The sequence below is a fragment of the Terriglobia bacterium genome (assembly GCA_020073495.1).
GTDB lineage: Bacteria > Acidobacteriota > Terriglobia > Terriglobales > Acidobacteriaceae > JAIQFD01.
Genome location: JAIQFD010000003.1, coordinates 561287 through 573883, shown reverse-complemented (window position 1 = coordinate 573883; position 12597 = coordinate 561287). Strand labels below are relative to the sequence as shown.

The 12597-nt window shown below is 63.6% G+C and carries 14 protein-coding genes; all 14 read right to left on the bottom strand.

The genetic code is table 11. The features are described 5' to 3' along the window. Positions 1-3 precede the first annotated feature (3 nt). The 14 genes from LAN37_09875 to LAN37_09810 all read right to left on the bottom strand — a co-directional run bounded on the left by LAN37_09875 (position 4) and on the right by LAN37_09810 (position 12529). Positions 4-984 (bottom strand): FAD binding domain-containing protein, encoded by a 981-nt coding sequence (locus LAN37_09875; GenBank protein MBZ5647518.1) that lies wholly within the window; start codon positions 982-984, stop codon positions 4-6. Then, positions 981-3566 carry a molybdopterin-dependent oxidoreductase gene (locus LAN37_09870; protein ID MBZ5647517.1) on the bottom strand — a complete coding sequence of 862 codons (2586 nt, stop codon included), beginning with the start codon at positions 3564-3566 and terminating at the stop codon, positions 981-983. Before LAN37_09870 ends, LAN37_09875 begins: the two co-directional genes overlap by 4 nt. Positions 3567-3626: 60 nt before the next feature. Next, on the bottom strand, positions 3627-4121 hold the full coding sequence (locus tag LAN37_09865; protein MBZ5647516.1) for a (2Fe-2S)-binding protein: 495 nt from the start codon (positions 4119-4121) through the stop codon (positions 3627-3629). Between the two features lie 89 nt (positions 4122-4210). Further along, complete coding sequence (locus LAN37_09860; protein ID MBZ5647515.1) at positions 4211-4531, bottom strand: sulfurtransferase; 321 nt, start codon at positions 4529-4531, stop codon at positions 4211-4213. 25 nt (positions 4532-4556) lie between these two features. Next, positions 4557-5447, bottom strand: coding sequence for a CoA transferase subunit A (locus LAN37_09855; protein MBZ5647514.1), 891 nt, complete (start codon positions 5445-5447; stop codon positions 4557-4559). Then, a complete protein-coding gene (locus tag LAN37_09850) occupies positions 5440-5856 on the bottom strand; it encodes a hypothetical protein (protein MBZ5647513.1) in 417 nt (138 codons plus the stop codon). Before LAN37_09850 ends, LAN37_09855 begins: the two co-directional genes overlap by 8 nt. Then, on the bottom strand, positions 5853-6638 hold the full coding sequence (locus tag LAN37_09845) for an enoyl-CoA hydratase/isomerase family protein (GenBank protein MBZ5647512.1): 786 nt from the start codon (positions 6636-6638) through the stop codon (positions 5853-5855). The genes LAN37_09850 and LAN37_09845 overlap by 4 nt, the downstream gene beginning before the upstream one ends. Then, positions 6639-7427, bottom strand: coding sequence for a CoA-transferase (locus tag LAN37_09840; protein ID MBZ5647511.1), 789 nt, complete (start codon positions 7425-7427; stop codon positions 6639-6641). A gap of 47 nt (positions 7428-7474) precedes the next feature. Continuing rightward, positions 7475-8650, bottom strand: coding sequence for a phenylacetate-CoA oxygenase subunit PaaI (locus LAN37_09835; GenBank protein MBZ5647510.1), 1176 nt, complete (start codon positions 8648-8650; stop codon positions 7475-7477). Positions 8651-8657: 7 nt separating this feature from the next. Beyond that, positions 8658-10124 carry an aldehyde dehydrogenase family protein gene (locus tag LAN37_09830; protein MBZ5647509.1) on the bottom strand — a complete coding sequence of 489 codons (1467 nt, stop codon included), beginning with the start codon at positions 10122-10124 and terminating at the stop codon, positions 8658-8660. Then, a complete protein-coding gene (locus tag LAN37_09825; protein ID MBZ5647508.1) occupies positions 10118-10309 on the bottom strand; it encodes a hypothetical protein in 192 nt (63 codons plus the stop codon). Before LAN37_09825 ends, LAN37_09830 begins: the two co-directional genes overlap by 7 nt. Positions 10310-10390: 81 nt before the next feature. Then, positions 10391-11206, bottom strand: a complete 816-nt coding sequence (locus LAN37_09820) for an enoyl-CoA hydratase/isomerase family protein (GenBank protein MBZ5647507.1) — start codon at positions 11204-11206, stop codon at positions 10391-10393. A gap of 68 nt (positions 11207-11274) precedes the next feature. Beyond that, complete coding sequence (locus tag LAN37_09815) at positions 11275-11973, bottom strand: TetR/AcrR family transcriptional regulator (GenBank protein ID MBZ5647506.1); 699 nt, start codon at positions 11971-11973, stop codon at positions 11275-11277. A gap of 145 nt (positions 11974-12118) precedes the next feature. Next, complete coding sequence (locus LAN37_09810; protein MBZ5647505.1) at positions 12119-12529, bottom strand: hypothetical protein; 411 nt, start codon at positions 12527-12529, stop codon at positions 12119-12121. Positions 12530-12597 lie beyond the last annotated feature (68 nt).

The window sequence follows — 12597 nt, the reverse complement described above, 5'->3', positions numbered from 1 at the left end:
AGTTCACGAGCGGGCGGCTTTCAGCACGGCGCGCTTGGCGAAGACTCGGACCATTTCACGACGGTATTCCGGGGTGAGCGCGGAAGTAGTCAGAGGCTTGGCGGTCTTGGCGGCCAGCTCGCCGACGACGCCGGCGGCGTACTCGTCCACCTGCTTCCCGATGAGCGCATGCTCGGCGTTGGGCACAAGCAGCGGCGCGGGGTTCACGGCGGTGATGGCGACGCGCGCGTCTTCCACCTTGCCATTCATCTTCAACGCCACGGCGACACCGGCGAGAGGGTAGTCAATAGAGCCGCGGATGCGCAGCTTCGTGTAGGCGCCGCGCCAGCCCGCGGTCGCTACCGGCAGGGAGATACGCGCCAGCAACTCGTTCTTCTCTAGCTTCATGCGGGCGTCGCCCACGTTGGTGTAAAAGTCGCGGAGCGCAACGCGGCGGGCACCCTTCGGTCCGGCAATCTCCAGTTCCGCGCCCAGGCAGAGCAGCGCGGGCGGCGTGTCTCCGGAGAAGGCGGCCCAGCACTTCGTGCCGCCGGGCGCAACGTGGCAGAGGTTGCCGTCTTTCTTGATGCAGAAGCCGCAAGACTTGCGCCAGGTGAGCGACTGGTTGTACCAGAGGCAGCGCGTGTCCAGGCAGATGTTGCCGCCGATGGTCGCCATGTTGCGGATGACCGGCGAGGCGACGGTCATGGCGGCCTCACGCAGCACGGGATAGTTGCGGCGGATGAACTCGGAGTCCTCGATGGCGGAGAGCGTAGTGAGCGCGCCGATCTCGACGCCTCCGCCTTGCAGCACGCGGACGCCGTGCAGCTCGTCGATGCCGCGGATATCCATCGCGTACGCTGGTGTGAACAGACGCTGCTTCAGGGACGGGATGATGTCTGTGCCGCCGGCGATGATCTGCAAGTCTCCGGCGTGCCGGGAAAGCATCTCGACAGCTTCGCCAAGCGAACGCGGACGCAGCAGCTTGAAATCCGGAAGACTCAATCGTCACCTCCGGATTGTGGCGCTACCGGTTGATTGCTCGCGACCGCTGAATCAAGCTTGTGCCGCGCCGGACCTTTGCCCTTGAAACAGAGAGATCCGCCGTGTTCGCGGAAGGTCGTGGGGGCTGTCGGGTCCACTCCATCGGTCAGGTTGAGTTTCTTGAGCCCCTTCTGGCCGCGCAGCGCGGCGAGGATGCGCTCGGGCGTGAATGGGCACTCGCGCAGGCGAATGCCGACCGCGTCGCAAATGGCATTGGCGATGGCGGGAATGGCCGCTGCCAGAGAGCCTTCGCTGGCTTCCTTGGCCCCGAAGGGACCCTCGGGATCCAGCGACTCCACGATGATGCACTCCACATCTGGCGATTCGACCGACGACGGCGAGCGGTACTCGAGCAGGCCGGGATTCATCAGCAGGCCGTCTTTCCAAACCATCTCTTCTTGTAGCGCCTGGCCCAGGCCCATCCAGACGGAGCCGATCACCTGGCCCTCGACCGAAACCGGGTTCAGTGCGCGGCCGCAATCGTGCGCCGCCCAGATCTTGTGGACGGTGACTTCGCCGGTCTCCTCGTCCACGCTGACGTCCGCTACCTGCGCCGAATAGGAATACGCCGGCGACGGCCCGACGCCCGCGCCTTTATGCTTGCCGCCGCGCGCTTCCGGCGGCGGCGCGTAGGAGCCGGTGCCGGTGAGCGCGCCGTGGAAGTCGATGGCCGCCACCACCGCCTCCTCGAACGACATGTGGTCCTTGGGCCCTTCTTCTTTGCGCTTCTGCTGGAGCGAGCCGCGCAGGATCTGGCCTTCGACGCGGCCGGCGACCTCGGCGGCGCCGGGCGGCGTGCTCTTAATCTGGAAGATTTGTTCGTCCGGGCCTCCGCCCGGTTTCCACACCCGGTCGTCGCGCATCGTCACATCTTCGGACGCGCAGTTCATCTTGCGCGCGGCGGCGGAGACGATCTGCTTCTTCACCTCTTCGGCGGCGCGCATAGTGGCGTTGCCGTTCATGAAGGTCACGCGGCTGGAGTACGAGCCGATGTCGATGGGCGTCAGGTCGGTATCGGCAGCGACCACCTTTACGCGCGACATGCGGCAGCCCAACACCTCAGCGGCGACCTGCGCCACCATGGTGTCGGAGCCCTGTCCGATGTCGGATGCGCCCGTGTAGATCACAACCCCGCCGTCGCGGTCGATCTTGATGTTGACCGTGGAGTGCGGCATGTCGGAGCGGATGATGGAGTTGGCCGCGCCGCTCACGTAATGGCTGCACCCAATCCCCAGACCGCGCCCGCGTCCCAGCTTGCCGCGGCGCTGCGCCCAGCCGGAGCGCTCGACCACTTTCTCCACGCATTCGGGCAGCCCGTAGCTCTGCACCCGAAGTCCGTTCACCGTGATGCACGGCGGCTTGAGGAAATTGCGCGTGCGGATCACCGCGGGATCGATGTTCAGCTTGGCGGCGATCTCGTCGAGCTGCGATTCGAAGGCAAAGCGCACGTTGACGGTTCCGTGGCCGCGCATGGCGCCGCAGGCCGGCTTGTTGGTCAGCACGCGGTATCCGTCGTAGCGGATGTTGGGGATGTCGTACAGTGCACCTAGCAGTGCGCCGGAGTAGAGGATGGTGACCACGCCGTAGGAGCAGTACGCGCCGCCGTCCTGGATGACCTTGGCCGCAACCGACACGATCCGACCGTCATTCTTCACGCCGGTCTTCAAGTCGACGATGGTGCGCGGCCGCCCGCGATGCGCCCAGAACACTTCTTCGCGGGTGTAGGTGATTTTCACCGGCGCTTCGGCCTTGCGCGCCGCCACCGCTGCGATGATCTCCAGCGGAATGACCTCGCTCTTGCCGCCGAAGCCGCCGCCCACCAGCGGCTTGATGACGCGGATCTGCGACATCGGCATGTCCAACACCAGCGACAGCTTGTGCTGCAGGTAGTACGGGACTTGGGTGGACGACCACACGGTCAGGCGGCCGGGCTGTCCGGTGTGAGAGTCGATCTCGAACTGTGCCAGCGTGGAGTGCGGCTCCATGGCCGCGTGCGTGACCTCGTTGGCGATGTAGCGTCCCTGCACGACCATGTCCGATTCCGCAAAGCCCTTGTCGGGGTCGCCGAAGACGTGGTGATAATCCTTCTCGAGATTGTTCGCCTTATGGTCGTGGATGAGGTTGGCGGTCGCTTTCATCGATTCTTCCGGATCGAAGTAGGCGGGTAGCGGCTCGTATTCGACCTCGACCAGCTCCAACGCCTTCTCTGCGATCGATTCGGAGACAGCGACCACACACGCGACGTTGTCGCCGACGTAGCGGACCTTGTCCACGGCGAGCGCGGTCTCGTCGTGGCCGACGGGCAGGATGCCATACTTGTTGGGCGCGTCTGGGCCGGTGACCGCGGTGACCACGCCTTCGAGCGCCAGTGCCTTGGAGGCGTCGATGCGCTTGATTCGCGCGTGCGGCAGCGGCGAGTGCAGGATCTTGCCGATCAGCATGCCCGGGACGCGCAGGTCGTCGGTGTACTTGCCGGAGCCCGTGGTCTTGCCCGCGGAATCGACGAAGGCGATGGGCTTGCCGATGATGGAGAATTTGCTCATGAGTGATCGAGTTCTAAAGTAGTGTCATCCCGAACGGCTTCAGCCGTGAGGGACCTGCTCTTAATCCGCCGCCGCCGCTCTTCCCTTCTGCTCCGCCTCGATCGCCGCCTTGATCGCCTGGTACATCTGGCTGTAGCCGGTGCAGCGGCACAGATTGCTGCTCAGCGCCTGTCGGACCTCCTCTTCGCTGGGCTCGGGATTGTTGTCCATCAGGTGCTTGACCGTGACCATGAACCCGGGCGTGCAGTAGCCGCACTGCGCGCCGCCCCAGTCGCCATAGGCTTTCTGGATCGCGGCCAGAGCGCCGTGCTCGGCGATGCCCTCGACGGTGGTGATCTCGCGCCCTTCGCAGCTCGCCGCCAGCATGGTGCAGGCCAGCATGGGTGCGCCGTCCACCATGACCGTGCAGGCGCCGCAGGAGGAGTCGTCGCAGCCGCGCTTGGAGCCGGTCAGGTCGAGGTCCTCGCGCAGCACGTCGAGCAGGAGCTTGCTGGGCTCGATCGCGACCTCGTGGGTGCGGCCGTTGACGCGAAGCTCGATGAGTTCTTTCTTCATTAAAACCAGCAGTTGGCGATTAGCTATTAGCGTTTAGCCATTCGACATCTGCACTGGCTAAACGCCAATCGATAATAGCTAACCGCTCCTCAGTACACCGGCACTTTCGGATCCACTTCCCGCGACCAGCGATCGATGCCGCCGCGCATGGACTGCGCCTTCTCGAATCCCTGGGCGCGCAGCCAGTTGGTCACGTTGAGCGAGCGCACGCCATGATGACACACCACGACGATGTGGTCATCGGGATCGAGCTCCTGGTGCGCGCGCATGGGCACATCGCCCATGGGGATGTGCTTCGCGCCCTCGATGCTCGCCAGGCGAAACTCCTCGGGCTCGCGAACGTCGACGAGCGTGATCGAGGCGCTCACCAACTTCTCTCTAACTTCCTGAACTGTAATCTCGTAATCCATAACAAAAGTACTCAGTACTCAGTACTCAGTATCCGAAATCTGCAGCTGCGGCGTAGGCGTGCTGTTTGACACCGAGTTCTTGCACGCGGCAGTCGCCGAGTTGCTTCACATAACCTGCGCGGTCCTGGACGCCATTAACCCACCGCGCGGCCCAGTTGTCGAAGTCCGCTTGGGTCTTGGTCTGCTCGTGGTATTGGCGGAAGAAGGCGTCATCTCTCTTGTAATAGCCCTGAACTGGCGACGGATGCGCTCCCATCGGGCACTCGACCACCGCGCTCACCAGGAAACCAGGGATGACGGTGCGATTGGGATCGCTGGCGATGACCTCGGGCGCGACGACTTCCTCCGCCACGACGATCACCTTCTTCGCCGCGCGCACGCCCTCGATCATGACCCCGAAATTTCCCCAGCAGTGCGCGTTGCCCTGCTCGTCGGCACGCTGCACGTGGACGATGGTCACGTCGGGCGCCAGAGCCTTCACCGCGTGCAGTTTGTCCCCGGACTTGAATGGAGATTCGATCGCGGTGAAGAACTCGTTTCCACGGGCCACGTCGGAGCCCAGCGCCGTGCGCGTGGGCAGGAACGGTGCACCCATGGCCGCTGCTTGCAGCGCCAGCGCGACCGCGAAGTTGGTCATGTTCGTGACCTGCACCCGCCCGCTCTCGACCTCGCGCCGGAAGTTGTACGCCGAGCCCATCATCACGTTGCCCACCCAGGCCGCGATCACGCGCTCCGCGCATCCGGCGCCGATCATCTGGTCGAAGAGGATGTCGGAGATCGGCCCGATGAGCGTCAGCCCGCGCTTCTTCTGGCGGATGAGCTCGTGCCCCGCCGCGAACGGGATCATCTGCTCCATCTGGAGCCCCATCGCCACCGAGCAGCCGTCGGGCACCAACTCGGCGATGGCGTCACGCATTGTTTGGTGTTTTGACAAGCCTCACCCGGTTCTTGAACCAAATAGCAATTCCAATGAGTAACGCAACTTCGATAGCGACATTTCCGAAGGCGAGCCCCCGCGCAGCCAAGTGCCACGCTTCGGCAGAAGTATGCGCCAGGTGGAGGACAGCGCGAGTTGCTAAGAGAATGACGATAAGCATGGAAATGATGCGTATGCCCTTGTCAGTCTTGGGATGAACTGTTACGTATGCAGCCAGCGCGAGAACGGGGTAGTTTTCCCAGCCAAACGACGGTGAGACTCTTATTCCTCCTTGCACCCAGTGCGCAATGTGCCATGGTATGACGACCAGAAGGAGAATGAAGAAAAAGCCCATCGCCACCGTGCCGGGTTTGTCGGCATTTACCTCGATGTCAGGAACCGATCTCATTTTCCCTTCCACACCGGCTTGCGTTTCTCCAGGAACGCGTTGATCCCCTCGGCGGCGTCGGCGGTCTTCATCAGCTCGTCGAAGTAGAGGTTTTCGGCGCGTTGCAGGCCCTTGTCGAGGTGGAACGCATCCCAGGCGTAGAACGCTTTCTTGGCGATGGCCAGCGCCGCCGGGCTGAGCTTTGACAGCCGATCAACAGCGTCGTTGACGAGCCCGAGCAGTTCCTCGCCGCGTGCGGCACCGGTGGCCAGGCCGATGGCGAGCGCCTCGTCGCCCGAGATCTGGCGGCCGGTCAGGATGAGGTCGGCGGCCCGCTTCTGCCCGATCAGCGCGGCCAGCGCCGCGCACGCCACCGGCGGATAGCAGGCCAGCTTGATCTCGGGGAATGCCCACGAGGCATCCCGTGCGGTGTAGACCAGGTCGCAGATCAGCGCCACCTCGGCGCCGCCGCCCAGGCACGCGCCCTCGACGGCCGCGATGGTGACCTTTCTGGTCAGCAGCATGGCGCGGATCACCGAGTGGAACTTGCGCAGCATGCCTTCGACTTTGTCGGGCGTGTGTTCCTTGACCTCGACCCCTGCGGAGAAGGCCTTGGGGCTGCCGCTGAAGACGATGACCGGAATGTCGGGGCGCTGCTCGATCTGCTCGATCACCGCCAGCAGCTCGTCCATCATCTCCATATTGATGACGTTCAGCGGCGGCCGCGAGAGGGTAATGCGGGCCACCGGGGGCTCCATCGCAACCGCGATGGTCTTGTATTCGGATTGTGTCTGGCTCTGCATCTAACTGGTCCAGAATCCTTCCTTGTCGTAGTCGCGGATCGCCTTCAGCTCGGCGGGGGTGGGTACCGCAGTCTCGCCCACGCCGGACGGGACGCGCAGCTTCCATCCGGTATTCGCGACCACGTCCTCGATGCTGACGCCCGGGTGCACCGATGCAAGAAACGCCTCGCCGTCTTCACCGAAGCGCAGGACGGCTTTGGTAGTGATCGCCGCTGAGGGCCCGCCACGCGGCAGGCCGACCCGCTCCCGCCATCCTTTGCCATCGCCGTTCCCAGGGCTGGTGATGTAGGAAACGCGCTCCGGGAGGCGGTGCTTGGAATGTTCCAGCAGGACGACGAATCGCTGCGCCAGGGACGCGATGTCGCAGGCTCCTCCTGAGCCCGGCAGACGCACCATTCCCTTAGGCCCGTGCACCTGCGTAGAGTTCAGGTTGCCGAAGCGATCGACCTCCGCCGCGCCCAGGAACCCCAGGTGCACCCGTCCCGACTGCAACATGCTCATCACGCTCAGCATGTCCAGACACTGCGTCGCGCCGAGGATGTTTGGCGGGTCGGCCATGGTGTAGATGAGTTCCTGCGCCGGCGTCGAACGCACCACGCCATTCTCGAAGAGTCCAACCGCATGCGGCGCGTGCGTGCGCTTGGCCACCACGAAGGCGATCAGCGGCAGGCGCATTCCGACGAACACCACCTCGCCGTCTTTGATCTCCCGCGCCGCCGCGGCCACCATCAGTTCCCCCATGGTGTAGGCGGGCTTCACTCGCGGAGCTTCTGTGGCAGGGGACGTCATTGTCGTTGGGCTGACCCTAGCTACTAGCTACCAGCTACTAGCCACTGCTAGATATTGATGGCCGACTTGCGCACCTCGCCGATAGTGGCCAGCGGGTCGCGCGCGCCCTCTTTGGGGGCGAGCCACTTGGGCTCGTTGGCGATGATGTCGAGCAGCAGCTTCTTGTCCTCGGCGGTAGGCATGAATTCCGCCCAGCGCTGTTCGTATTCCTTCTCGCCCATCGCCTCTCCGCTCAGCGGATGGAATTTCTGCCCCTTCCAGCGTCCGATCTCGCGGTTGAATCGGATGTCCGGCGCATAGAGCTTAGGCTCGCCTGGCTTCTGAAGATTGTTCAGGCGCTCGATCAGCCCCGCGACCTCGTCGTGGTACAGGTGCCGGTTGTAATCGTTGACGTCGTCGAGGTCGGGAGCGGCCTGGTTCTTGGGCTCGTCGTAGCGACCCTTCACTCCCCAGACGTACGCCCAATGCGCTGAGGATGAATTGTCGGTGCCGAACAGGTCGTGCGAGGTCGAGATCCACTTGTTCAGATACTTCTGCATGAGCCACGCCGGGATCACGCCAGCCTTCACGATGCGCGCCAGGCCGTCGTTGCCGGTGCCCATGTGGAACGCCTCTTCGCGCAGCATGTACGACATGGACCGCCCCAGCGGCGCGAAGGCCGAGTACTTCAGCATCTGGAGCTGGAACTTGCCGTCGCGGTCGACGAAATCGGTGTAGGTGTAGAAGTCGAGCCAGTTGTCCACGTCCACGTTGAAGGCGCCGAGCAGGCGCTTGTTCTCGAAGGCGCGGCGCTCCAGCATCTTCTGCGCCTCGACCTTGCCCGACGCGCCGAAATACTCTACCAGCAGCGCGCACATCTGCCAGCCGTGGCGCATCTCTTCGATCATGACGCGGGTGAGCGCCTTGCGGTCCCAGTCGCTGGGCGCCATCTGGAACAGGTTCCGCTGTTGCTCCACCGATGCGAACTCGGTGTCGCCCTGATAGACGATCATGTTGAGCAGGGCGTCGCGGATCTGCTGCGTGGGGATCTGGCGCAGGTTCTCCCACTTCTTGCGGCCCTTGAATGAGCCGAACTGGATCTCGTCGGTCTCGATCGCCCCGTAGAGCGTGTCGAACTTGAAATTCTGGATCTCCTCGGTGTTGACGCCGATCTCTCTGCGCCAATCCTCGAAGAGGCCGACCCAGTCGGCGAAGGTCCCAATCTTGAAAACTTTACCCGGCATAAGTCCCCTATAGGTTCAGCCACACGGACTTCACTTCCGTGTAGCCTTCCAGCGCTGCCGCTCCCAGGTCACGCCCGAAGCCGGAGCTCTTATAGCCGCCGAAGGGCAGAGACGCGTCCATCAATCCGTATGTGTTGATCCACACCATGCCCGCGCGCAGGCGGCGCGAGAGCGTGTGGGCCTTCTTGATGTCGTTGGTCCAGATGGCGGCGGCCAGGCCGTATGGAGTCTGGTTGGCCAGCGTGGCGACCTGCTCGATGTCGTCGAAATCGAGCACGCTCAGCACCGGGCCGAAGATCTCTTCCTGCGCGATCTTCATGTCGTTTCTGACGCCGTCGAAGATGGTCGGCTCCAGGAAAAACCCGTTACCGTTGCCGACCGACACGCGCTTGCCACCGGTGATGAGCTGCGCGCCCTCGCTCTTACCCGCCTCGATGTAGCCGAGCACGGTCTTCATCTGCTCCTGGCTGACGATGGCGCCCAGGCGCGTCTTGGGGTCAAGCGGGTCGCCGGGTTGCATCTTCCTGGTGCGCTCGACCAGCTTGTCCACGAAGAAGTCGTGGACCTTGCGCTCGACGAACAAGCGCGAGCCCGCGTTGCAGACTTCGCCCTTGCCGTAGAAAATGCCGTTGATCGCGCCCTTTACCGCCGAATCCATGTCGGAATCGGCGAAGACGATGTTAGGCGACTTGCCGCCCAGCTCCAGCGTGACGCGCTTCAGCGTGTCGGCCGACGAGCGCATGATCTCCTTGCCCACCGCGGTCGAACCGGTGAAGGCGATCTTGTCCACCCCTGCGTGCGCTACCAGCGCCTTGCCTGCCTCCGGCCCGCCGGTCACGATGTTGAGCACGCCCGCGGGCAGGCCGGCCTCCATGGCCAGCTCGCCGAAACGCAGCGCAGAGAGCGGCGTCTGCTCCGCCGGCTTGAGCACGACCGTGTTGCCGCAGGCCAGTGCCGGCCCCAGCTTCCAGGAGGCCAGTAAGAGCGGGAAATTCCACGCCACGATCGCGCCGATGACCCCCACCGGCTCGCGCAGCGTGTAGGTGAAGGCGTTCTCGAAGGTGTTGATGGTCTCGCCGTGGATCTTGGTCGCCCACCCCGCGTAGTAGCGGAAGACGTCCACAATCATCGGCATGTCCACATATCGCGACTCGAAGATGGGCTTGCCGTTATCGAGAGTCTCGAGTTCGGCCATCTCGTCGATGTTTTTTTCAATTAGGTCGGCGATGCGCCACAAGATCTTTCCGCGCTCGCTGGCCGACATCGAGCGCCACGTGCCCTTGCCGGTCTTCTCGAATGCTTCACGCGCCGCCTTCGCTGCGCGATCCACGCCTTCGGCGCCCGCCTCGTTGACCTGCGTCAGCACTTCCCCCGTCGCCGGGTTGATGGTGTCGAAGGTCTTCTGGCCATCACACCACTCGCCGTTGATCAGCAGCTTGCCTGGGCGGATCTGCGTTTTGGTTGCGGTCAGCATACGTTTCGGACCCGTGACTCCCCTTCGATCCTTCGTTTTGGATCGCGGCTATAGAAAAACCGCCAGTAGATGGCGCGGTTGCTGATCAGACGCGCGTCAAATCGTTCCAGCTCGCCGGCGATGTCGCGGTTACGCCATTCGGGCCGCCGCGATCCACCGAGCAGCTCGCCGATCTTGCGACTCATCTTCATGAGATCCTTCGCGAGCTTCGCTCGCTCAGGATGACGGCGGCGGGCTCCCGCTTCGCTGACGCCCGCCGAGCGCCGTCACTTTGCGGTAAACGTCGCGGGCCTCTTCTCCACGTACGCGTTCAGGCCTTCCTTGGCGTCCTGGCTGTTGAAAAGCAGCGCCTGCAACTCGCGCTCGACCGCCAGCGCCGACTCCATCGGGATCTCCCACCCGGTCTGCACCGCGCGCTTGATGTGCCCGACGGCCTTGGCCGCCTTGTTGGGCGGGCAGAACTGGCGCGCGTACTCCATCACGTTTTCCATGAAGCCGTCGCGCTCGAAGATGTCGTTCACCAGCCCGAGTTCCTTCGCCTCTTCGAAGCTGAAGGTGTTGCCCGTCACCATCAGCTCGATGGCCTTTGACTTGCCGACCATGCGCGACAGGCGCTGCGTTCCGCCGGTGCCGGGCAGCACACCCAGGTTGACCTCGGGCAGTCCGATCTTGCCCGCGTCCTTGCGCGCGATGCGGAGGTCGGCCGCCATGGCGATCTCCAGCCCCCCACCGACGGTGTGCCCGTTCAGCGCCGCGATGACGAGTTTCGGCGTGTGCTCCAGTCGCAGCAGCATCTCGTTCGCGTGCAGGCAAAAGTAGTATTTGAAGACCGGGTCCACGCTGGCCAGCATCTTGATGTTGGCGCCGGCGGAGAAGAATTTGTCCCCCGCGCCGGTCAGGACGATCACGTGGACGTCGTTGTCCATGCGCGCCTTGAGGATGGCCTCGTCGAGCTGACGGTTCATCTCGTAGGTGTAGGTGTTGGCCGGCGGGTCGTTCATCTCGATGACGGCTACACCCGCGTCGGTGCGGTAGTTGATGAGCTGCTTGGTCTCGGCTGGGGATTGCGTCGTTGTTGCCATTTCTCAAAACTCCTTCAAAGCTCGTGTGGGACAGCCGCCCTCGGCTGTCATCATCACAAAGATTGCTGTTATGGCTTGCGGCGGGACGCAGGTTTTCTCCGCTTGGTGGCGGAGGCGTGCGCCCCACAGAGCACGCCGTTCAAAAAGATCTTGGACATCTGCCCGGCGAGGACGGTGGCATCGGCGTCCACCCGCGGGTTGTACCAGGTGTAGATCCAGTTCATCATGCCGAACAGGCTCAGCGCCGCGATGCGCAGCTCCTCGCGACGCGACGATTGTACGCCCGCCGCTTTGCCCCTGCGCATCACGCCCGCCACCAGGTCCACGCAGGTGCGGAAGTATTCCCGCTTGATGGCGCGGATCTCCTCGCCGAACTCGCCCTTGAGCGCATCGCTCTCGTGCGAGAGCACCTTCATCGCCTTGCGGTTCGCCAGGAAATATTGCAGGTGGTTCTGGATGAAGACGCGCAGGCGGTCTTCGGGATCACGGACGCCCTCCAGCCGCTCGTGCAGGTGCGCCAGGATGGTGGAGAACGTGTGCTTCTGGATCAGGTAGAGGAGTTTTTCCTTGCTCTCGAAGTAGTAATAAAGGCCCGCCAGCGACATCTTCGTGGCGCGGGAAAGGTCGCGCATACTGGCGCCTTCGTAGCCCTTTTCGCAGAAGACGTCGGCGGCGTGGCGCAGGATCTCGTCCATGCGCTCGCCGAAACGCGGGCGTGCGCCGTTGGCGCGGCGGGCAGCGGCGATTTGAGCGGTGGCGGCAGGCATGCGGTCCGGATGAGCCTCTACCGAACGTTCGTTCAGTATATGGGATGCGTTTTCGCAGGGTCAAGGTTTGCGCGGGAGCATCCCCAGGAAACACCTGTCATCCCGAACGGCCTTGACCGGGAGGGACCCGCTTCTTTTCCATGTGTCATCCCGAACGGCCTCGGCCGTGAGGGACCTGTTTCTTCTTCTTCCCCGCGACTTCGTATGCCTGGGAGAACCAACTCAGCGCCTCGCGCACGTCATCGAGCGAATCCAATTCGAAGGCGATCCAGCCCGCTTTGCCCATCCGAGTCGTCGTGACCTTGGGATGGGTAAGGGCTTTCTTCACCAGAGACTCGGGCGCGCCCTCCAGCTTGAAGATGACCGCGCGGTCGGATCCGAGGCCGCGCGTCCGCGGCACCGCGGCGAAGATCTTCCCCTTCCGGTAGAACGAAAGCATCCCGAACATCGGCTTCGGCTCGACGTCAGGCCAGGTCAGGACCTCCGTCTCCAGCAGAGCGCACCATTGCTGCATCTGCTCGGAGATCCGGATCAGCTTGGGATGTCCACGCGCCATATCGGAAGAGGAGCGGCCCTGAATTCCTCCGGGGCCACTGTTCCTACCAGCTACTAACTACCAGCCAC

What these genes read in the sequence shown, in the direction of transcription:
- LAN37_09870 (MBZ5647517.1), bottom strand. Translation starts at nt 3,566, where the DNA reads ATGAGCAAATTCTCCATCATCGGCAAGCCCATCGCCTTCGTCGATTCC.
- LAN37_09865 (MBZ5647516.1), bottom strand. Translation starts at nt 4,121, where the DNA reads ATGAAGAAAGAACTCATCGAGCTTCGCGTCAACGGCCGCACCCACGAG.
- LAN37_09860 (MBZ5647515.1), bottom strand. Translation starts at nt 4,531, where the DNA reads ATGGATTACGAGATTACAGTTCAGGAAGTTAGAGAGAAGTTGGTGAGC.
- LAN37_09855 (MBZ5647514.1), bottom strand. Translation starts at nt 5,447, where the DNA reads ATGCGTGACGCCATCGCCGAGTTGGTGCCCGACGGCTGCTCGGTGGCG.
- LAN37_09850 (MBZ5647513.1), bottom strand. Translation starts at nt 5,856, where the DNA reads ATGAGATCGGTTCCTGACATCGAGGTAAATGCCGACAAACCCGGCACG.
- LAN37_09845 (MBZ5647512.1), bottom strand. Translation starts at nt 6,638, where the DNA reads ATGCAGAGCCAGACACAATCCGAATACAAGACCATCGCGGTTGCGATG.
- LAN37_09840 (MBZ5647511.1), bottom strand. Translation starts at nt 7,427, where the DNA reads ATGACGTCCCCTGCCACAGAAGCTCCGCGAGTGAAGCCCGCCTACACC.
- LAN37_09835 (MBZ5647510.1), bottom strand. Translation starts at nt 8,650, where the DNA reads ATGCCGGGTAAAGTTTTCAAGATTGGGACCTTCGCCGACTGGGTCGGC.
- LAN37_09830 (MBZ5647509.1), bottom strand. Translation starts at nt 10,124, where the DNA reads ATGCTGACCGCAACCAAAACGCAGATCCGCCCAGGCAAGCTGCTGATC.
- LAN37_09825 (MBZ5647508.1), bottom strand. Translation starts at nt 10,309, where the DNA reads ATGAGTCGCAAGATCGGCGAGCTGCTCGGTGGATCGCGGCGGCCCGAA.
- LAN37_09820 (MBZ5647507.1), bottom strand. Translation starts at nt 11,206, where the DNA reads ATGGCAACAACGACGCAATCCCCAGCCGAGACCAAGCAGCTCATCAAC.
- LAN37_09815 (MBZ5647506.1), bottom strand. Translation starts at nt 11,973, where the DNA reads ATGCCTGCCGCCACCGCTCAAATCGCCGCTGCCCGCCGCGCCAACGGC.
- LAN37_09810 (MBZ5647505.1), bottom strand. Translation starts at nt 12,529, where the DNA reads ATGGCGCGTGGACATCCCAAGCTGATCCGGATCTCCGAGCAGATGCAG.